Below are 20400 nucleotides of genomic sequence, written 5' to 3'. Positions count from 1 at the left end.
CCGTTAACAAGGAAACGAAATGATAGTTGAAGATACAAAGCCGTGGTGGAAGTTTGGGTATGTGTGGATGGTCATAGGCGGGCCTTTGGTGGTGATCATTGCGTCTTTTATTACCTTTTATTTTGCAATAAAAACCCCTGATCCTGTGATTGAAAACTATTATGTTAAAGGCATGGAAATTAACAAAACGCTTGCCGCAGAAGCGCTGGCAACAGAAGAATTAGCACCTGCAATGAAGGCGCGTAACCATGCTGCCACTGGTATCAAAAAACCGATAGATTAAGCGCTCACATGCACAGCAACGCCTAGCCCAGCAATCTGCGCTGCTAAATCGTCTAACCACGTTGCAGATACTTGACCGATTCTAGCCGCTTCAGCTTGCATAGATTGGCGCGCAACTCCATACAGGTGTACACCTTTAATCACGTTGCTGACTGATGTGATGCGCGTTAAATAAGCGGCTATTTCCTGTACTGAAGGCGGCGCCCCGTCTAAGGTAAAGACGCATGTTTGTATAAAAGTAGGACATGCTACCGCACATTGTTTTAAACGATTCATGTGACTATTGGGATCGATATCTACATCATTGATACGCATTATTCCAGCTTTAGTGCCCGCATCTAATTTAAACCACACTTCGCCATTAGCATAAGATAATTGGTGCAGACTAGCCAAAACGGATGGCTTGTTTATCAGACTGCCATTGGTGATAACACGAATTTTGATATTGCCCAGCAAATTAACGTCACTCAATATCTTAATGACTAAGGGCACGATGCATGGAAATTCAGGTGCGCTTGTTGGTTCGCCATTGCCTGAGAAAGCAATATCTTGTAGTTGTCTATCTGACTGGCTCACTTGCCTTTGCATAAAGTTACCATGCAGTATGTCATTTAAAAAAGTGCGAAGCTCTTGTTCTAATAGCACCAAATCGATTGGCGTTGGTTTGCCGCGCGTTAAGTTGGGGACATTGCAATAGATACAGCGCCAGTTACAAACATTATTCACATTCAGATTGATGCCGATAGAAACACCACCTGCTCGTCGGGATACGACTGGATAAACATAATGGTAACCGCTGTCGCGATTATGGTCGGTGACGGTTAAGACTTTTTTCAATGTATTGTCATGATTAAACAAGTAGTAGACAACAATTAAAGTTTGGCGGCAGTTTAATTACAACTAGATAAATTAAAAATTTTCTTCAATTCGTCTGCTTTAATTATATGCACATAGCGCTGTTTAACTTCAATAATGCCTTCTTCACTAAACTTTGAGAAAGTACGGCTGACTGTTTCTAGCTTCATGCCGAGATAACTACCAATCTCCTCACGCGTCATTCTTAAAATGATTTCTGATTGCGAGAATCCACGCGCATGTAAACGTTGTAGTAGATTCAACAGAAACCCAGCTAATCGTTCTTCTGCCCGCATATTGCCCAGTAACATCATGACGTTATTTTCGCGCACAATTTCACGACTCATGATTTTGTGAATATGACGTTGCAATTGCGGAAATTCTCGAGAAAGCGCTTCGATATTGGCAAACGGCATCACACACACCTCAGCATCTTCTAATGCAATGGCATTGCAACTATGTAAATCATTCACAATACCATCAAGACCAACAATTTCACCCGCCATCTGAAAGCCAACCACCTGCTCTCGACCATCTTCAGTAGAAATGCTGGTTTTAAAAAAACCAGTACGAATAGCAAATAAAGATGAAAAAGCATCGCCGTTACCAAATAATAATTCACCTTGTTTAACTTTGCGACGCGTCTTGACGACTTCGTCAATTTTTTTCATGTCTTGATTGGTGAAGCCTAACGGCATACATAACTCTCTCAGATTGCAATTTGAGCAAGCAGTTTTGAGGTCTTGGGAGATTGATGCTGCATCCATGTTTTATCTAATTTAAGTGGCTAATTGAGCAACACTAATATGCGCTTAATAGACATTAAAGTCTAGTGTAACGCCAATTATTGTTACTTTTAACTAATGTTGATTTGTATCAAAGCTAAACATCTATTTTATTTGAATAATAGCATTTAAATGAGGAGTAATAAATGATTGAAGTCGACAATGGCCATATAACAAAGGTATCAACAGATCTGCTGCAAAAATATGATATAGCAGGGCCAAGATACACCTCTTATCCTACGGCAGATCGATTTGTAGAAGCGTTTACAGAAAAGCACTACAAGCAAGCGTTGCAGATACGCGAAATTGGCCGCGCCTCCTTACCGCTATCACTTTACATCCATATTCCTTTTTGCGAGTCTCTTTGCTTTTTTTGTGCATGCAATAAAATGGTCACCAAGCATCACCGGCACAGCACCACTTATTTGCAGTATCTAAGCAAAGAAATGGATCTACATATCGCCCATTTGGGTAAAAAGCCCAGTGTTTCTCAATTACATTTAGGGGGTGGCTCACCAACATTTTTTACCGATGTAGAGTTGACTCAATTGATGAGCGAATTGAGAAGAAAATTTCTTATGTCGCCAGTTGGGGAGTATTCAATTGAAATTGATCCGCGAACTGTGGATAAAACACGGCTCAATAATCTGCGCGCTTTAGGATTCAACCGATTGAGTTTTGGTGTGCAAGATTTTAATGCGGATGTGCAGAAAGCAGTGCATCGTATACAGCCATTTGAGCAGGTAATGGCGTTGGTGAAAGAGGCGCGACATCAACAATTTGAGTCACTCAATGTGGATTTAATTTATGGTCTACCGCAACAAACAGCGGATACCTTTTCACATACAATCGATCAAGTCATTGCCATTAAACCAGACAGAATCGCCTTGTATGCATATGCCCATTTGCCAGAGCGATTTAAACCACAGCGCCGTATCCAAACAGAGGCTTTACCAGCGGCAGCTATAAAATTAACAATGCTGTCTACTGCGATTGCTAAATTGATTGCAGCAGGTTATGTCTATATTGGTATGGACCATTTTGCGTTACCAGAAGATGCATTGGCAGTGGCAAAACGACAAGGCCGCTTGCATCGTAATTTTCAAGGATATAGTACACAACCGGACTGTGATTTGATTGCGCTGGGTGTTTCTTCAATTGGACGGATAGGTGCCACCTATAGTCAAAACGCAAAAACAATCGAAGAATATTACGATACCTTGGATCAAGGCCGATTACCGATTGTACGGGGTTTAGCATTATCAAGTGATGATTTGATAAGGCGTAGCGTTATCATGTCTATTATGTGTCAAGGCGAAGTGCAATTTGAGCCAATAGCATTGGCCTATATGATTGACTTTAAGCATTATTTCTCTAACGAGTTGGCAGCATTACAACCATTACAACATGCCGGCATGGTGACTTTTGATGAGGAAGGCTTATACGTAACAGAAATAGGGTGGTATTTTGTGCGTGCCATTGCAATGGTGTTTGATCAATATTTACAAGTTGATCAAACACGCGCACGATTCTCAAAAATAATTTAAAATCCTTAGATGGAGACACCGCTAGCACTGACGACACTTTTAATGGGCTTAGCGGGTGGGCCGCACTGTATTGCAATGTGTGGTGCTGCCTGTGGTGGCATGCAAACAAGTAATATCGGTCTGCAAACAGCCAAATTTCATAGTGGGCGCATCATTGGTTATGCTATTTTAGGCGCCATTGCAGCAGCTTCGGTTAATACGCTGGCTTGGTTTTCTGAACAAACCGCAGCGCTACACCCACTCTGGACATTTTTTCATGTATTGGTCTTTGCATGGGGCCTCATGTTAATGATATTTGCTCGTCAACCTGCATGGGCTGATCGTTTTGGCCGTCACATTTGGGGCCGCGTTCGTCAATTTTCACAATTATCAGGTGGTGGTTTTTTGACAGGTGTACTGTGGGCACTTATGCCATGTGGTTTGCTATATTCTGCATTATTGGTGGCTTCCCTACATGCAAATCCAATACAAGGCGCATTCAGCATGGCTACATTTGCATTGGGCACTAGTGTGTCATTGATGATTGGACCGTGGTTTTGGTTTAAGCTAAAAAATGGATTCAAATGGATAGGCGATAGCAATAGTATGCGCTTGGCAGGTTTTTTTCTAACGGCAGTTGCTGCCTGGGCAATTTGGATGGATGTGATGCATCAAACTAAAGTGTGGTGTAATTAAATGTGATAAAAAAATCCCTACCGCAAGCGGCAGGGATTAGGGAGGGACCAGCAATCGTTATCTGTATGCGTGATGGTATGGTTAGAATTTTTTACCTACACCAAAACCAATCACCCATGGATTAATATCTAAGCTGTCAATTTTTCTCCAGACATTGCCTGTAACAGCGCCACGTAATTTAACATCAGTATCAATGGTGACGTATTTAACATCTGCATTGAGTAACCAACCATCTTTCAGATTAATGTCGACGCCAGCTTGTAATGCCCAGCCCCAACTATCACTATCTACTTTAATTTTGTCGCCATTAATAGCACCTGCACGGCCTCTTAAATTGCGGTCAAGAAAGGCCGTGTAATTAACACCAGCACCAACATAGGGGTCAATCATTTGGTCGGGATTAAAATGCCATTGGGCGGTTAATGTTGGTGGTAATAAGTTGACACTACCCAAACCTTGATCGCCAACAACGCCAGCTGCGTCGCCTGAGATGCTTACATTATGGCGAGTACCCAATGCTAAAATGAGTTCTGCTGCAATATGCTTGGTAAAGTAGTAAGAGATGTCTAATTCAGGTATCACTTTATCACTGACTTTTAACTCCGCACCTGGTGACATCACACTAGCGCCAAGTAGTGTGTTGACATCTTTACCTAGGCTACTATCTTCATTTGGGCTGACATTCACTGCACGTACACGGACTACCCAATCACCCGCTTCAGCTTGGGCTAACATTGGCGCTGCCAATGTGGCTACCATTGATATTGCAAATAGTCTTTTTTTCATTTCATTCTCCATAAATGATTGTTTTTAACTGTTGATGGAGGAATGATAAGAGCAGGCTAGCTTGGGCGCTTTGATGTAAATCAACAAAGCTTGATTAGCAGTCTTGATGGCGCTTTTGAGGTTTTATCTAGGTCTCTAACCAATAAAAAGACAGTGGCGGAATAATGAGTGCATCATTGTTGATGGTTAATATGTCACCGGTAGCCATATTTTTTGCCACTGCATATTTCAAAAAGCCGTTTTCTTTTAAAGGGCTTACTTCTAAACCTTGTTCAACATCACTAAAATTGCAGACAACTAATACCCGTGTACTAGCAGATGCGTAGTTGAACCTAGCGTAAACTAACAAATGCGGGTTGTTTGTTGCGATGAGTTCGCGATTGTTTTTGTCGGCAAAGGCCGGAATCTCTTTACGGATGGCAATCAACTTTTTGAGCGCATTGAAAATACGATATTCAACTGTACCTGTTTGTTTTCTTCTCTCTATTTTGTCCCAATCCAATTGCGGGCGATGCGTCCATCGGTTGTCATTGCGTTTGTGAACGTCATTCAAATAGGAATCATCATTCAAGGTACCAGTGCTATCACCATAATATAAAAGGGGAATGCCACCAAAAGAGAGAATGACACTGTGCAATAAAATAATGGTTTTAATCGCGGATGCTATTGCTTCTGGATTTGCTTCTTCTAGTGCTGTTTCTAAGCCAGCTAACGAAGCTAATGAGCCAGAGATACGGGCATCACCAGTTTTTTTATTAACACCAAAAGCAAACCCCTTGGCATTAGACATGCCATAGTTACCTGTATAGTAATCGACCAAAAATCGTCTATGCAAAGTAGGATCATAGCCTGTATCAATAATGTCAGTGTCACTAAATCCCCAGCCAATGTCATCATGACAACGAATATAGTTGAGCCAAGTCGCGCGCTCTAGTTTTTCGGGAATACTGTGAATGCCTTTATTGAGTAGCGTTGTGTTTTTTGTGGCAACAGCCTCCCAAAGCAATGCCATTAAAGTGGCGTTGTAAGCAATTTCACACTCTTTTGCATTAATGGCATCTTCGCCAAAATATTTAACTATTTCAGTGGGTGCAACAATTGCTTCAGCAATGAATAACACGCCTGGTGCCGTGACTTGGCAGCAGTCTTTAAATAACTGTAATATCAAATGGGCTTCTCGTTCATTTTGACAGCTACTACCCATTTTTTTCCATAAAAAAGCAACTGCATCAAGGCGCAAAATATCAACACCATGATTTGACCAATACAATAAAACATCCAGCATCTCTATAAATACAGCAGGGTTCTTATAATTTAAATCCCATTGAAAATGGTTGAACACCGTCATCACCCATTTCTTAGATTCTGCATCCCAGGTAAAACTATTAGGCGCAAATTCTGGAAATACCTCAGGCATGGCTTCTTCATAAATATCCGGTATCTGCCTGTCATCAAACATGTAGTAATAATCTTGATATTGCTGATTACCTTGTCGCGCTTGTTGTGCCCAAGCGTGCTGGTTCGATGTATGATTGACTACAACATCCAAGGTAATGAGTGTTTCGCGCTGCTTTAAATTCTTGATCAGCGCGTCAAGCTCGTCTAGCGTGCCATAACTGTCATCAATTTTGCGAAAGTCTCTAACTGCATAACCACCATCATTTTCAATTTCAGGGCAATCACAAATGGGCATAATATGAATCATATTGATACCTAGCTCTTGTAAAAAATGTAGCTTAGATTGCATACTGTTGAGGTTTTTAGAAAATCCATCGCAATATAGAGCCATGCCTACCCATTTTTGACTTAAAAACCAGTCGTGATCTTTTTCGCGGGCTAAGTCAGATTCTTTTAGTGCTGGTGCACGCCTAATGTATTGTTGTGCCATCGTTTGGACAAGAGACTGTAACTGCTGTTCAACATCATCTCGCTCACCATATAAATGATGAAAAATTGAATAAATAGCAAAAAAGTTAGCGCCTAATCGTGTATAGAAATGTTGTAAATCAGCATCATTATTTTTAATATCGATATTAATAAGAATATCGTTCAGTAACGCATGTGAAACTTGTTCATACATAGTCAATAACCAATTTTATTAATTTATTGTGCATTTATTTGTCCGAATTGATAGTGTTGTATACCTTCGAGAATACCTGCAGCATAATGACCTTGCGCAAAATACACTTGATCAAGCCCGCGCAGATTGTCTAGTTCCTGGCTGTGATTACCAACAACAACACCCAGGGTATCACCCACCAACATTTCACTGTCGTTGCCTGAATCGCCAGCGGTTAAAAATTGTGCCAGCGGCAAATCCCACTTATAAGCTAAATAGCGAATCGCATGTCCTTTAGAGGCTCTAATTGGCAAAATATCCAGAAACTCGTTGTGTGAGTAAATCACTTGCGCATGCAGTTTTAATTGCTGCAGGTGTTCATTAATGACTGCCAGCGGCGGTAGTGCATCAGGCGTGACTAAATAGCTAATTTTGAATTCACGTTGGTTTTCATCTGTTTGCAATCGGATGCCACTAATACTGTTCATCGCCGCCACTAAATCATCGCGACGCCACAAATGTTTGATGTGATTAGACCAACCAGTATCCGATTTTAATGTGGTGCCATAATTAATTTCACTGCCAACAGAAGTAATAAAGACATCAGGCATGGGGACATTATTTTTTTGTAATATTGCCACTGCGCTTTCCAGTGGTCTGCCCGTAGCAATACCAAATGCTAAATCACCAGATTGGCCGCGTAGCCATGAAATTAATGTTTGTAAACTATTTTTATCGCCTAATAACGTATTATCAATATCGGTAATCAGCGCAAATTTAGCTAATGGCATGGTTGATTTTCCTGCATTTAATGCTGTTTTATATTGGCGTTTAATTCTTTTACGGTCTCTGTGCAGTAAGGTGCGCACTTCTTTCATATACTTTTCTACATGCTTTTCCCAAGTGTAGTGGCGCTTGATATTACTCAACCCATTTTTAGACAGTAAGCGCCATTGTTTACTGTCAGAGAGCGCTACTGCTAAGGTGCTGGCAATGGCGTTGCTATCAAGCGTATCTGTTAAAAAACCACTGCGACAGTTACTGACGATATCTCTTGGTCCACCATCATTGGATGCGACAAAGGGTAAGCCACTCGCAACGGCTTCAATCAAAGTTAAACCAAATGGTTCTGTGAATGCAGCATTGATAAAGATGCCTTTTCTCATCGCAGCGTAACGATACAGTTCAGGAATCTCGTCTTGAGAAATGCTTTTTGGAATAGCCACTTTCCCCCACAAATCATATTTATCGATATCCAATAACAAGTCATTCATGACTTGTTGCTGAGATTCCTCTAATGCATTTATATCATCACGTGTGCCAGCTACAATCACCAAATTAGCCATTGTTTGTAATGTTTGGCTCTGTCCATAAGCGGCCATTAAACCGCTTAGATTTTTACGTATATCAGGTCTACATATGGTGAGAATCATCGGCTTATCTTTTTTGAGAATAAACCGATCAATGGCTAACTTTAGCGATTCATTTATACGATAGCCTCGCAACGGAGGTGAAAATCTAGAGGTATCAATACCTGGTGGAATCACTTTGTAACGATTGTCATCATGGTTGCGGTACATGCCGTATTGATCATCTATTTCTTGACGGGTACTTGTGACAATTAGTGAAGCATCTTGAATAATATCTTCTTCTACTGCGATGCGATGTTGCAGATTGAATTGCCGCTCAACGGCAGATGCTTTCTTACCCGATTGTAGCAAACGATCGCGCTTAGGACGGCCGAGTGAGTGGCCAGTAAAAATTAGAGGGATACCCAATAAATTAGAAAGCTGTCTACCAACATAACCCGCATCTGCATAGTGCGCGTGAATGAAATCTGGAAGCTGACCTTGCAACCGTAAAAACTGTAAGCACTTGTCCACCATTTGATCCAAATGCTTCCATAATAATTCTTTACGGATATATTTTCTTGGCCCAGCTTCTAGCCGAATGATTCTTGTGTTTTCACTTAGCTGTTCTTCCGCGCGCGCATAGTCAGCAGCCACACTATCATCATCAATTAAACGGGTAAGCAAATCCACTTTGCCAACTTGCGGATGCTTGGCAAGTGCTTTTGTCATTTCGACGACATATTTCGTTTGCCCGCCAGTATCAGCATTAATGCCTAACTCCATGTCATTTGCACGAATCAAACCATGCACACTGATCATTAAAATATAGAGTGGATGGCCTTGATCATCATTTGAGAATGCTTGCATTAAAACCAGCGCTCAATGTAGGGCAAATAAAACGCATGCGTCTCTGGCGCTGCTCCTCTAATCGTACAAATAGCAGAGGCAAAAATATTGGCACGCATCAGAATTTGTTCCATAGGCCAGTGATGGAGTAAACCTAATATACAAATTGCGGCAAATGCATCACCTGCACCAACCGTATCAACGATTGCTGCTGTCAAAGCCGGCGCTGCTACTTTGATTTCTTCGCCATTACTCGACAATACCCAGGCGCCTTTTTCACCACAAGTCACAAATAAGTGTTTTAAATCAAACTTTTTAATGAGAAATGATGCGCGCTCTTGATTATTGCTGAGCGCAGGCTCGAACATATCGCAAACGATGGCTAGCTCATCATCATTCATTTTGACAATTTCTGTGCGCAACAGCGAACGTCGAATCATGTGCTTGTTATACCAAGGTGCACGTAAGTTAATATCTAAGAATCGTGGGCATTTGGCACCACTTAAAAACGTATCTAGCGCGAGACGAGATTGAATGCCGCGTTGGGCTAATGTGCCAAAGTAAGCCAAATCTGGTTGGTTAGCCAGTGTTGTTAAGTGAGCCATACCAGTATGAATATGGTCATAAGCTTGGTCGGGTTCTATTTCAAAACGATGTCGGCCGTTTTCTATCTGTACTATGACCTGCCCAGTTGGGTAAATCGAATCCAATTGAATCCCTGATTGATCGATATCGAGAGCAGATAGTTCTGCAAACAGTGTTTTTTTAAGGGCATCATTGCCCACTCTAGAAATCAACACAGGGTGCTGCTGGAAAGCGCGTAAGTGTCTGGCAACATTATATGGCGCACCGCCAAGCACAGTGGCATCGGGGAATATGTCTGCTAACACCTCCCCAAAAATAGCAACGGTAAATTTGGTCTTGTTTAAATGACTAGACATGTATTTTCATTCTAACATTTAAAAAGAATGCATAACGCTTTAAAAAATTCTGATACTGATAGATGGTGTTTCCTTGTGATGAAAGTTGTTGTTAAATAGTGAAGAGAAACGCTACCTATTTAAAATAGACCATTTAGCTTTAAAATTCAACCATTTCAAACTCAGCCTTAGATACACCACACTCAGGACACATCCAATCAGAGGGCACATCTTCCCATTTAGTGCCTGCGGCAATACCATCTTCAGGCCAGCCTTTTTCTTCCTCGTAGATTAAACCGCATACCTTACAAATCCAAGTTTTCATGACGCCTCCTTTAAAGTGAACAATGTATTTATTGTAAGGTAGTTTGCACGTATTAGCCGCTTATGTAATTAATAAACAAATAAAAAAACCCGCTTACGCGGGCTAGAGAGGGGGAGTTACATCAATACCTAGTATATGCCCGATTAATGACAGTAATATGTCAATAATGGTTAATTATTGAGTTAAGCTTAATCGTGCAATCAATTGCTCATCAAACGATTTGCGTATGGGTTGTGAGATTGGGCAGGTCTATTGTATGGCAAAGCCAATATCACTTCATGCGTTGGACAATTGCTATAGTGTATGTAAGCAAACGTTGATCAAAAGAGATGACCAAAAAGCCCGCGTGAGCGGGCTAAAATGGCCTGTTGATCTCAACATCACATTAGGTTAAATCAATCGATCGGCATTCATCACTTTTACCCAAGTGTCGACAAAATTTTTCATCAATATGCAACATCTAAATATGATTAATTTTAACGCTAAACAATTACTTAACGAAGCTAATAAGGAGGCTAGGCCTCCTTATATTCATTCAGAAAATGGCTGTGGTCTTGGTGTAGCATCTGATGATGGTGGGAGTAGCGGCAATTGGAATGTTGGTTGATCGCCTGTTAAAGTTTTTAAGAATGCAACAATCTGTGCATTTTCCTCAGCACTAAATGTTCTGCCAAGTTGCAATCTGCCCATGATATCAACGGCTTGCGTCAGCGTGTCAGCTTCACCATCATGAAAGTAGGGATAGGTTAACTCCACATTTCGCAAAGTTGGTACTTTAAAATTAAAGCGATCCGCATCATTACCCGTCACTGCAGAGCGGCCTTCTGAAGGGCTGGAAGCATGATATGGCTCAACTATACCCATTTTTTGGAAAGAATTTCCACCTACAGCAGGCCCATTATGGCAGGCAACACAACCGCTACTTTTAAAGAGGTTATAGCCAGCAAGCTCGGTGGGACTGATAGCCTCTTTATCTCCTTTTAGCCACTGATCAAAGCGCGAGTTGGGTGTAACCAATGTTTCTTCAAAAGCGGCAATAGCGAGTGTCACTTCATTGATCGTAATTTCCCTGTTGCCAAAAATATCTTTAAATTCGTCAACGTAACCAGGTATTGAACGCAACATGTCAACGGCAAGCTGATGGGTGAAAGCCATTTCACCAGGGTTGGCAATTGGTCCTGCGGCTTGTTCTTGCAAATCAGCGGCACGACCATCCCAAAATTGCGCTAGGTTCAAGCTCGAATTCAGTACAGTAGGCGAATTAATGGGTCCTTTTGACCAGTTGTGACCAATCGATGTTTTTAAATTATCGGTGCCACCTGCGGATAAGTTATGACAAGAGTTACAAGAGATAAAGCCTGATTTGGATAATCGAGGATCAAAATATAACTTACGGCCTAAATCGACATATTTTTGATTTTTAATCACTGCTGGTTGTATAGGCTTAATCGGTTCATTGGTTTCAAATTCAACTGCCATTGTTGTAGTTTTATCGTTTGCAGTATGTTCTATATTTTGATTATTGTCTTCACACGCCGCCACTAAAAAAGTAGAGCCTATTAACAATAATATCAATTTCTTATCCATATTTAACGCCTTTTCTTTTGTACTAAATCAATATGGATAATGTATTACGAATAAAAAATTGCATATTGATCTATGTCAAAACGCTGCTGCTTCAACCATAAATTAAAGCATGTTCATGTATTTCATGACTTGGTTTGAGTTGCAGGCCGTTATTTTTTATTATAAAAATAAAAAAACGGACACTTTAAACATAGTAAAGTGTCCGCTAATTTAAGATAAAGCTTAACGGTTACCGATCAAATCAAATCGATCAGCATTCATCACTTTTTCCCAAGCACTAACAAAGTCTTTTACAAACTTTTCTTTTGCGTCATCTTGCGCATACACTTCAGCATAAGAACGTAAGATGGAGTTTGAGCCAAACACTAAATCAACGCGAGTGGCTGTCCATTTCACTTTGCCTGTCTTACGGTCACGAATGTTGTAGAGCTGATTGCTGGTTGGCTCCCATACATTGCCCATATCCGTTAGATTGACAAAAAAGTCATTGCTCAATACGCCTTCACGCTCAGTGAAAACGCCATGTTTAGTGCCACCATGATTGGTGCCAAGTACGCGCATACCACCAACTAAAGCCGTCATTTGGTAGGCAGTTAGCCCCATTAATTGGGTGCGGTCTAGCATCAATTCTTCTGTGGACACAACATAATCTTGCTTGACCCAATTGCGATAGCCATCATGGATAGGCTCTAGGACGGCAAATGACTCTACATCTGTCATGTCATCTGTTGCATCCCCACGACCAGCAGCAAATGGCACAGTTACATTAACGCCAGCCTCTCGTGCCGCTTTTTCAACCGCCGCTGTACCTCCCAACACAATTAAGTCGGCCATGCTTACTTTTTTACTAAGACCTGCTTGCACATTAGCGAGCACATTGAGCACTTTTTCTAGTCTGGCCGGTTCATTGCCTTCCCAATCTTTTTGCGGTGCCAAACGTATGCGTGCACCATTTGCACCACCACGATAATCTGAACCGCGGAAAGTACGTGCGCTATCCCAAGCGGTAGAGACCAGCTCTGGGATGCTCAAACCACTGTTTAATAACTGGGTTTTAAGGTCTGCAATTTCTGCCTCAGTTAATTGGTAATCTACCTGCGGAACAGGATCTTGCCAGATTAAATCTTCTTTAGGGACGTCTGATCCTAAATAACGGCTCTTAGGTCCTAAATCACGGTGTGTTAATTTAAACCAAGCCCGCGCAAAGACTTCAGAAAAATAGGCTGGATCTTTGTAAAAGCGCTCAGAAATTGCTCTGTAGATAGGATCTTTAATCATGGCCATATCAGCATCAGTCATGATGGGATTGTAGCGAATAGATGGATCCTCTACATCAACAGGCTTATCTTCTTCTTTAATATGGACAGGTTCCCATTGCCATGCACCTGCTGGGCTCTTTTTGAGTTCCCACTCGTGGTTCAATAACATCTCGAAGTAACCGTTATCCCATTTGGTTGGATGCGTTGTCCAAGCGCCTTCTATGCCGCTCGTAACAGTATCTCTTCCAAAGCCTTTTCCTTTTGGATTATGCCATCCAAATCCTTGCTCATGCACATCAGCCGCTTCTGGGTTATCTCCTAGTAGCGTGGCATCACCGTTGCCATGACATTTACCCACGGTATGACCGCCGGCAGTCAGTGCAACCGTTTCTTCATCATTCATTGCCATACGCTCAAACGTGATGCGTATATCATGGGCTGTTTTAAGTGGATCTGGATTGCCATCAACGCCTTCTGGGTTAACATAAATTAAGCCCATCATGACAGCGGCTAATGGATTTTCCAAATCACGTTCACCTGAATAGCGACTATTAGCACTGCCAGTAGGCGCCAACCATTCTTTTTCCGAGCCCCAGTAAATATCCTTTTCTGGATGCCAAATATCAGCGCGGCCACCTGCAAAACCATACACTTTCAAGCCCATTGATTCATAGGCGATGGTGCCTGCCAATACGATTAAATCAGCCCAAGATAATTGATTGCCATATTTCTTTTTAATTGGCCATAATAAACGACGTGCTTTATCAAGATTGACGTTATCTGGCCAACTGTTGATTGGTGCGAAGCGTTGGTTACCAGTGCCAGCGCCACCTCGACCATCAGCAATACGATAAGTGCCTGCAGCATGCCAAGCCATCCGAATCATTAAGCCGCCATAGTGGCCCCAGTCTGCTGGCCACCACTCTTGACTATCAGTCATTAAGGCATGTAAATCTTGCTTGACTGCGTGTAAATCTAATTTCTTAAATGCTGAAGCGTAATCAAAATCTTCACCCAAAGGGTTTGTTTTGCTATCGTGTTGATGAAGGATGTCTAGATTGAGTGATTTCGGCCACCAATCCATATTTGCTGTGGCCGCTGTTGTATTGCCGCCATGCATGACTGGACACTTTCCAGCAGAAGTAGTAGATGGTTTATTTTCCATATTAAAATCCTTTCAGTTAATCAAGTGAGTATTAACAAGTATGTCCATATTGTGCGAGTAGTTCAGTCATCATAGCACTGATAATTTCATATTGATTCATGTTTATCTCCAAAGAAACATCGCTAACTACGATGCATAAAAACGATTGTAGGGTGATTTTTTTGATTTGGATAATTGTATATTCTGATTCTATTGATAAGAAAAATTAATCAATGTATGATAGTAACACTATTTGATGAAGACAATGTGATGACATTTATTGAATTAAAATTTGTACTGGCCGTTGCCCAGGAACGAAACTTTAGGCGAGCAGCGGAAAAATGTTTTGTGACACAGCCCGCTTTAAGCTTGGGGATTAAAAAATTAGAAGAAGAGCTTGGTGTCTCCATTTTTGAGCGCAGTAGAAGCGAGGTAAGCATCACAGAAATTGGTGGGAAAATTATCGAACAAGCGCAAGTGATTGTAGAAGAAGCCACTCGGTTAAAAGAGATGGCTAAGCTTGGTAATAATCCGCTGCAGGGTTTATTTAAGCTTGGCATGATTCATTCAGTGGGCCCTTACTTATTGCCTGAGATTATTCCTATTTTGCGCCAAACCGTGCCAAATATGCCGTTAGAAGTAGAGGAGAATTTAACAGCCAATCTAGAAATACAATTGAAAACAGGTGTGATTGATGCCGCTGTGGTGGCGCTCCCGTTTAATGTGCCAGGTATTGAGGTACGTAATTTGTACGATGAAGATTTTTCTGTGGTTGTGCCGGCTAACCACCGTTGGGCGCATAGAAAACAGATCAATCCTGAAGAATTATCTGAAGAAAAAGTATTGTTGCTCAATAGTGGTCATTGCTTTAGTAATCAAGTGACACAGGCGTGCCCTGAATTGTCACGCAAAGGAGAGGTGCTGCAAGGTAACTCCTTAGAAACCATTCGCAACATGGTGGCTTCAAATTTAGGCATCACAGTATTGCCAGCAACAGCCACTGTTGCAAGATATGACAATCCCCTATTGAAGGTAATTCCGTTTACTAAACCCATTCCAACAAGAAGAATTGCGATAGTTTGGCGTAAAAGCTATGTGAGAATAGAGGCGATTGAAAAGTTAGTAGAGGCAATTGTGCAAGTGAATCATGCATTATTGCAATCTGATAGTTAGTAAAACAATAAAATGCGGTAGCTGGCAACGCTAGGGTCAGCAACATGCAACAATAGCGTTAGCGCTGCAGTTTCCTGCGGTGCAAGTCCGTTTTTAATGTTATCAATAGAGCTTAAGTAATTTTTTGGCGTAATTAATTTTTTAATAACAGCACGATCATCACTGTCAGTTAGCGTAAGCTCTATATTTGGATAAGCTTGTGGATAATGCGCATTGTTGGTAATAGAGCTAGAAAACTTAATCACAGATTGATAGGTGTCATCTTCTTGCATGTCAGAATCACCAATACTGATTAAGTCTAAATGCTTTGATAAATCAATGGTGCATTTCAGCGGGATGCACGCGCGTTCAAGCAACGGTTTGATGACGGGAAACTGTCTGGCAACAGCATGTCTTAAAAAATAAGTAGCTTGTATAGCCGCGAGGATGATGAGTAAAAAGCAGATGAGTTTGATTAGAGAAGAATACTGACTAGGCTTATTAGCAGGCCTTGTACTCAAAAAAATAGTGTCGACATTAACGGCTGGTTCTTGTATTTCAGCTTGTGATGCCAGCTTGCTATCCAGCTCAGCCTCATCGTTTGGTGAGCTAATATAATAATCAACGTCGGATGAAGATATAACATCTGACGCTGTTGTATCAGGCTGTTCAATTAATGAATGAGATTGCGTTAATTCATCAGTATTCTCTTGCTTATGCTCAGTGGCAATCTCCCCTTCAGTTGTCAATGCATGCGCACTTTCAACATCTGCTTCACTCACGCTTGCTGGATAATCCTCAGTACTGCCGTTTTCATCGGTCACTTCCGTCAATCTATTTTTAGCATTAAACACATGGTCGCAGTGACCACACTGCACCTTGCCTCGATGGGCTTGAATGAGCGTATCATCGAGTAAAAATTGGGTGCCGCAGTTAGGACAAGCAGTAACGTATTTCATTTTTTAATGCCAGTAAGCAGTATCCATGCATCTTTTTGTCTTGGAGCATCCATTGTAAACCATTCAGAATAACGAGCAATAAGCCCATCAGTTTGCTCTGCTAAAATACCAGATAATGCAATTTTGCCACCCGTTTTACAATATTTTGCAAGTGCAGGCGCTAGCACCATCAGTGCGCTAGATAAAATATTAGCCACAACAATATCGAATGTTTGATTGCTAAAATCATTTGCGTCATAAAAAGCAATATCTGTCGTTGCATTTTGATCTGCATTAAACCGACTAGCAATCAACGCTTGATTGTCTATGTCTACCCCCACGGTATTGTGAGCACCTAGTTTTTTAGCAGCAATAGCCAAAATGCCCGAACCGCAACCATAATCTAATACATCACCTAAATCGTGCTGCCGCGTTAGCCATTCTAAACACAAGTGGGTGGTAGGATGACTGCCGGTACCAAATGCAAGCCCAGGATCGAGAATAATATTAATAGCCTGCGTATTTGGGCTAGTATGCCATGTTGGCACAATCCACAAGTTATCGGTGATATGAATCGGATCAAACTGGGCTTGTGTCGCGCGCACCCAATCTTGCTCTTCTATGGTTTCAGTGACATAACTAAATTGCTGAATGTTTGTCTGTTGTTGCAGCGCATGCAATAGCGCTGTGACGTCAGTCGATTCATCCAGCATTGCTGTCACAATATTTTGTTGCCAGATACCTGGTGGCGGATCGCCAGGCTCGCCAAAGATAGCCTGCTCTGCAACCGTTTCTGCATGGGCATCTTCAATACTGGCAGACAGCGCGCCTAAGTCCATTAGAGCATCACTAATGGTATCTGCATTTTGGTCGTTTGCTTGAATTTTAAGTAATAGCCAAGCCATTACTATTTGCTCGAAATACCCAGTTTCTCTTCAAGATAATGAATGCTGGTGCCGCCTAAATGAAAAGCTGCATCTGCCATTAAGTCTGAATGTAACGCAATATTGGTTTTAATACCCTGCACAGACATCTCAGATAGAGCAATACGCATACGGGCAATGGCTTGTTCGCGTGTTGCGCCGTGAGTAATCAATTTGCAAATCATTGAATCGTAATAGGGAGGAACTACGTAACCGCCATAAGCGTGAGTATCAATACGCACACCAGGCCCGCCAGGCATATGGAACCGATCAATTTTGCCAGGTGACGGCACAAAAGTATATGGATCTTCTGCGTTAATCCGGCATTCAATCGAATGACCATTTAGTTGCACATCTTTTTGACGAATGGTTAATTTTTCACCAAAGGCGACTAGAATTTGTTGCTGTACTAAATCCATGCCAGTGATCATTTCAGTCACGGTATGCTCAACCTGTAAACGGGTATTCATCTCAATAAAAAAGAACTCACCGTTTTCATACAGAAACTCAAAGGTGCCGACACCATGATATTTAATTTTGCGACAAGCTTCAGCGCAACGCTCACCAATTTTGTCGCGCAAACGCGTGGCTAGTAATGGCGAAGGCGCCTCTTCAATGATTTTTTGATGACGACGTTGCATAGAGCAATCTCGGTCACCCAAGAAAACAGCATTGCCAAATTTATCTGCAAGTACTTGAATCTCGATATGACGTGGATTTTCTAGATATTTTTCCATGTAGACAACAGGATTGCCAAAAGCACTTTGTGCTTCTGCTTTTGTCATATTAACCGCATTAATAAGCGCTGCTTCAGTGTGTACAACGCGCATACCACGACCGCCACCGCCACCAGCTGCTTTAATAATAACGGGATAACCAACTTTTTTTGCCGTTGCTATAATCGTAGCAGGATCATCAGACAGTTCGCCATCAGATCCGGGTACACAAGGGATGCCCGCTCTTTTCATTGCATCTTTGGCAGAAACTTTATCACCCATCAGTCGAATGGTTTCGGCTTTGGGTCCGATAAAGGTAAATCCACTTTGCTCTACCCGCTCTGCAAAGTCGGCATTTTCAGATAAAAAGCCGTAGCCTGGATGAATGGCTTGTGCGTCAGTCACCTCTGCTGCGCTAATAACAGCAGGAATATTTAAATAACTTAAATTAGAAGCAGCAGGTCCGATGCAGACAGACTCATCAGCTAGTTTGACATATTTTGCTTCTTTATCGGCTTCCGAATGCACGGCGACCGTTTTAATTCCCATTTCTCGACAGGCACGTTGCACACGCAGTGCAATCTCACCTCTATTTGCAATCAATATTTTTTCAAACATACATTAACCAATCACAAACAAAGGCTCACCATATTCAACAGGCTGGCCATTTTCAATTAATACTTTCTTCACCACACCAGCTTTATCGCTCTCGATTTCATTCAGCAATTTCATGGCTTCGATAATACAAAGCGTATCGCCAACTTCAACTGTATCGCCCACTTCTACAAATGCCTTTGCCTCAGGGGAAGAGGCGCGATAGAAAGTGCCAACCATCGGTGACTCTACTACGTGACCTTGTATCGCTTCTGGCGCTGATTCTGTAGTGGTTGATGTAGCAGCCACAGGTGCTGCAACTTGTTGTTGTGTAGGTTGTGCAGCGTATTGTATGGGCTGCGGTGCAAATTGTTGTGTTGCACGGCTAATACGAACTTTTTCTTCTCCCTCGGTAAGTTCGAGTTCAGAAATGCCTGACTCTTCAACCAAATCGATTAGTTTCTTTAATTTACGTAAATCCATGGTAACTCCTCAAATAAACTTATTTTTATCATTTGCTATTTAGTCGATTAATCGCAAAACGTAGTGCCGCATCATAGCCATCCGCGCCTAAGCCGCTAATGACACCTACTGCTATATCGCTAAAATAAGAATGATGTCTAAAACTTTCGCGGGTGAACACATTCGATAGATGGACTTCAATAAATGGGATATTAACAGCGGATATTGCATCTCGAATAGAAACAGACGTATGCGTAAACGCAGCAGGGTTGATAATAATGAAATCCACCTTTTTGGTGGCTAATTGTTGAATTTTTGTGACAATATCAGCTTCTGCATTACTTTGATACGTTTCTAGAGCAATATTTGCGGCTTGCGCTGTTGCTTTGAGATGATCATTGATATTGTCCAATGTTGTGTGACCATAGTGTTCAGGCTCACGCACACCAAGTAGGTTTAGATTGGGGCCGTGCACTACCAAAATTGATTTTGCTGCCATTTTCTATTACCTGGCCACTCGTTGAATATTAATCATAATGCGCAAGTTTGACGAAGTTAAGCCATTTTGTCCAGCTTATTTACAACATTTGAGCGAAGTTAAAGTACTGTTTATCGTTTGAAGATTAAGCTAAGCAGTTGAATAAAAAAGTGAAGTGTTAGGGCAGTAATTGAAGCAATGCTTGTTCCAAAAGTGCTTTAGAAATGCGGCCAAAATACGTTTGAGCAATTGTACCATCGGGTTTAATAATCACTGTATAAGGTAGTGCACTTTTATTATTACCTAGCTGAAATGCCAGATTAGCCCCCGTATCTTCTGCTGCCAGCAATGGGTAGCTTATCTGATGTTCTTCAGTAAACGTTTTAATCAACTTCACATCATCTAATGCAATACCAATAACAATCACGTTTTTATCTTGATACTCGGTATTGAGTGCAGATAATTCTGGCATTTCTTCGCGGCAAGGTGGACACCATGTTGCCCAAAAGTTAAGGACAATGGTTTTGCCTTGCCATTGGTTTAGCGCCTGAGGCGTGCCGTTTTCGTCAGGAAGCGTGGTAGCGAACAGCTCGGCAGTGGGTGACATGGCCTCCTTTATATCCATTTTTTCAGAGATAAAATAGCCAGTTACTGCGATGATTACGAATAAAACAGCAGTGCTTAAAGGTGAGATAAGTTTGTTTAGCATAATGAT

General features: G+C 41.6%; 19 protein-coding genes. 4 read left to right on the top strand and 15 right to left on the bottom strand.

The window, feature by feature from the left end; all coding sequences use genetic code 11:
* The first annotated feature begins 19 nt into the window (after positions 1-19).
* Entirely contained in the window at positions 20-283 is a 264-nt protein-coding gene (locus KFB94_05200; protein QVL46483.1) for a FixH family protein, read from the top strand.
* On the opposite strand, the gene KFB94_05195 is transcribed toward KFB94_05200, so the two are convergent.
* Both KFB94_05195 and fnr read right to left on the bottom strand, forming a co-directional pair.
* The gene (locus KFB94_05195; GenBank protein QVL46482.1) at positions 280-1119 is read right to left on the bottom strand and encodes a radical SAM protein; all 840 of its coding nucleotides are present in this window, start codon (positions 1117-1119) and stop codon (positions 280-282) included. The genes KFB94_05200 and KFB94_05195 overlap by 4 nt on opposite strands.
* Positions 1120-1172: 53 nt before the next feature.
* A complete protein-coding gene (fnr, locus tag KFB94_05190) occupies positions 1173-1904 on the bottom strand; it encodes a fumarate/nitrate reduction transcriptional regulator Fnr (GenBank protein ID QVL46481.1) in 732 nt (243 codons plus the stop codon).
* 164 nt (positions 1905-2068) lie between these two features.
* Between fnr and hemN the strand changes: the two genes are divergently transcribed.
* Positions 2069-3469 (top strand): oxygen-independent coproporphyrinogen III oxidase, encoded by a 1401-nt coding sequence (hemN, locus tag KFB94_05185; protein ID QVL46480.1) that lies wholly within the window; start codon positions 2069-2071, stop codon positions 3467-3469.
* A 9-nt stretch (positions 3470-3478) separates the two neighbouring features.
* Positions 3479-4144 carry a sulfite exporter TauE/SafE family protein gene (locus KFB94_05180; GenBank protein QVL46479.1) on the top strand — a complete coding sequence of 222 codons (666 nt, stop codon included), beginning with the start codon at positions 3479-3481 and terminating at the stop codon, positions 4142-4144.
* Positions 4145-4225: 81 nt separating this feature from the next.
* On the opposite strand, the gene KFB94_05175 is transcribed toward KFB94_05180, so the two are convergent.
* From KFB94_05175 to katG, 7 genes are all read right to left on the bottom strand, one after another.
* Complete coding sequence (locus KFB94_05175) at positions 4226-4930, bottom strand: OmpW family protein (protein ID QVL46478.1); 705 nt, start codon at positions 4928-4930, stop codon at positions 4226-4228.
* A gap of 127 nt (positions 4931-5057) precedes the next feature.
* Complete coding sequence (locus KFB94_05170; GenBank protein ID QVL46477.1) at positions 5058-7010, bottom strand: alpha-amylase; 1953 nt, start codon at positions 7008-7010, stop codon at positions 5058-5060.
* Between the two features lie 23 nt (positions 7011-7033).
* Positions 7034-9208 (bottom strand): HAD-IIB family hydrolase, encoded by a 2175-nt coding sequence (locus KFB94_05165; protein QVL46476.1) that lies wholly within the window; start codon positions 9206-9208, stop codon positions 7034-7036.
* On the bottom strand, positions 9208-10128 hold the full coding sequence (locus KFB94_05160) for a carbohydrate kinase (protein QVL46475.1): 921 nt from the start codon (positions 10126-10128) through the stop codon (positions 9208-9210). Before KFB94_05160 ends, KFB94_05165 begins: the two co-directional genes overlap by 1 nt.
* Before the next feature lie 139 nt (positions 10129-10267).
* Positions 10268-10432: a rubredoxin gene (locus KFB94_05155; GenBank protein ID QVL46474.1), complete on the bottom strand. Its 165-nt coding sequence runs from the start codon at positions 10430-10432 to the stop codon at positions 10268-10270.
* Positions 10433-10963: 531 nt separating this feature from the next.
* Complete coding sequence (locus tag KFB94_05150; GenBank protein ID QVL46574.1) at positions 10964-11911, bottom strand: cytochrome-c peroxidase; 948 nt, start codon at positions 11909-11911, stop codon at positions 10964-10966.
* Between the two features lie 330 nt (positions 11912-12241).
* The gene (katG, locus tag KFB94_05145; protein ID QVL46473.1) at positions 12242-14443 is read right to left on the bottom strand and encodes a catalase/peroxidase HPI; all 2202 of its coding nucleotides are present in this window, start codon (positions 14441-14443) and stop codon (positions 12242-12244) included.
* Positions 14444-14692: 249 nt separating this feature from the next.
* Here katG and KFB94_05140 point away from each other — a divergent pair, with 249 nt between their 5' ends.
* Positions 14693-15595 carry a hydrogen peroxide-inducible genes activator gene (locus tag KFB94_05140; GenBank protein ID QVL46573.1) on the top strand — a complete coding sequence of 301 codons (903 nt, stop codon included), beginning with the start codon at positions 14693-14695 and terminating at the stop codon, positions 15593-15595.
* Here the strand turns inward: KFB94_05140 and KFB94_05135 are convergent.
* From KFB94_05135 to KFB94_05110, 6 genes are all read right to left on the bottom strand, one after another.
* Complete coding sequence (locus KFB94_05135) at positions 15592-16533, bottom strand: zinc-ribbon domain-containing protein (GenBank protein QVL46472.1); 942 nt, start codon at positions 16531-16533, stop codon at positions 15592-15594. The genes KFB94_05140 and KFB94_05135 overlap by 4 nt on opposite strands.
* Positions 16530-17417, bottom strand: a complete 888-nt coding sequence (prmA, locus tag KFB94_05130) for a 50S ribosomal protein L11 methyltransferase (GenBank protein QVL46471.1) — start codon at positions 17415-17417, stop codon at positions 16530-16532. Before prmA ends, KFB94_05135 begins: the two co-directional genes overlap by 4 nt.
* Positions 17418-17419: 2 nt before the next feature.
* Positions 17420-18769, bottom strand: a complete 1350-nt coding sequence (gene accC, locus KFB94_05125; protein QVL46470.1) for an acetyl-CoA carboxylase biotin carboxylase subunit — start codon at positions 18767-18769, stop codon at positions 17420-17422.
* Between the two features lie 3 nt (positions 18770-18772).
* Positions 18773-19228, bottom strand: a complete 456-nt coding sequence (locus KFB94_05120) for an acetyl-CoA carboxylase biotin carboxyl carrier protein (GenBank protein QVL46469.1) — start codon at positions 19226-19228, stop codon at positions 18773-18775.
* A 28-nt stretch (positions 19229-19256) separates the two neighbouring features.
* A complete protein-coding gene (gene aroQ / locus KFB94_05115) occupies positions 19257-19706 on the bottom strand; it encodes a type II 3-dehydroquinate dehydratase (protein QVL46468.1) in 450 nt (149 codons plus the stop codon).
* Between the two features lie 157 nt (positions 19707-19863).
* On the bottom strand, positions 19864-20394 hold the full coding sequence (locus tag KFB94_05110; protein ID QVL46467.1) for a TlpA family protein disulfide reductase: 531 nt from the start codon (positions 20392-20394) through the stop codon (positions 19864-19866).
* Positions 20395-20400 lie beyond the last annotated feature (6 nt).

This window comes from Methylophilaceae bacterium, assembly GCA_018398995.1.
In the GTDB taxonomy this organism is placed as follows: Bacteria; Pseudomonadota; Gammaproteobacteria; order Burkholderiales; family Methylophilaceae.
This window is presented reverse-complemented; position numbering and strand designations above follow the sequence as displayed.

Excerpts from the sequence above, each read along its gene's own strand:
- KFB94_05200 (QVL46483.1), top strand. The coding sequence starts at position 20 with ATGATAGTTGAAGATACAAAGCCGTGGTGGAAGTTTGGGTATGTGTGG.
- fnr (QVL46481.1), bottom strand. The coding sequence starts at position 1,904 with ATGGATGCAGCATCAATCTCCCAAGACCTCAAAACTGCTTGCTCAAAT.
- hemN (QVL46480.1), top strand. The coding sequence starts at position 2,069 with ATGATTGAAGTCGACAATGGCCATATAACAAAGGTATCAACAGATCTG.
- KFB94_05180 (QVL46479.1), top strand. The coding sequence starts at position 3,479 with ATGGAGACACCGCTAGCACTGACGACACTTTTAATGGGCTTAGCGGGT.
- KFB94_05175 (QVL46478.1), bottom strand. The coding sequence starts at position 4,930 with ATGAAAAAAAGACTATTTGCAATATCAATGGTAGCCACATTGGCAGCG.
- KFB94_05170 (QVL46477.1), bottom strand. The coding sequence starts at position 7,010 with ATGTATGAACAAGTTTCACATGCGTTACTGAACGATATTCTTATTAAT.
- KFB94_05165 (QVL46476.1), bottom strand. The coding sequence starts at position 9,208 with ATGCAAGCATTCTCAAATGATGATCAAGGCCATCCACTCTATATTTTA.
- KFB94_05160 (QVL46475.1), bottom strand. The coding sequence starts at position 10,128 with ATGTCTAGTCATTTAAACAAGACCAAATTTACCGTTGCTATTTTTGGG.
- KFB94_05155 (QVL46474.1), bottom strand. The coding sequence starts at position 10,432 with ATGAAAACTTGGATTTGTAAGGTATGCGGTTTAATCTACGAGGAAGAA.
- KFB94_05150 (QVL46574.1), bottom strand. The coding sequence starts at position 11,911 with ATGGCAGTTGAATTTGAAACCAATGAACCGATTAAGCCTATACAACCA.
- katG (QVL46473.1), bottom strand. The coding sequence starts at position 14,443 with ATGGAAAATAAACCATCTACTACTTCTGCTGGAAAGTGTCCAGTCATG.
- KFB94_05140 (QVL46573.1), top strand. The coding sequence starts at position 14,693 with ATGACATTTATTGAATTAAAATTTGTACTGGCCGTTGCCCAGGAACGA.
- KFB94_05135 (QVL46472.1), bottom strand. The coding sequence starts at position 16,533 with ATGAAATACGTTACTGCTTGTCCTAACTGCGGCACCCAATTTTTACTC.
- prmA (QVL46471.1), bottom strand. The coding sequence starts at position 17,417 with ATGGCTTGGCTATTACTTAAAATTCAAGCAAACGACCAAAATGCAGAT.
- accC (QVL46470.1), bottom strand. The coding sequence starts at position 18,769 with ATGTTTGAAAAAATATTGATTGCAAATAGAGGTGAGATTGCACTGCGT.
- KFB94_05120 (QVL46469.1), bottom strand. The coding sequence starts at position 19,228 with ATGGATTTACGTAAATTAAAGAAACTAATCGATTTGGTTGAAGAGTCA.
- aroQ (QVL46468.1), bottom strand. The coding sequence starts at position 19,706 with ATGGCAGCAAAATCAATTTTGGTAGTGCACGGCCCCAATCTAAACCTA.
- KFB94_05110 (QVL46467.1), bottom strand. The coding sequence starts at position 20,394 with ATGCTAAACAAACTTATCTCACCTTTAAGCACTGCTGTTTTATTCGTA.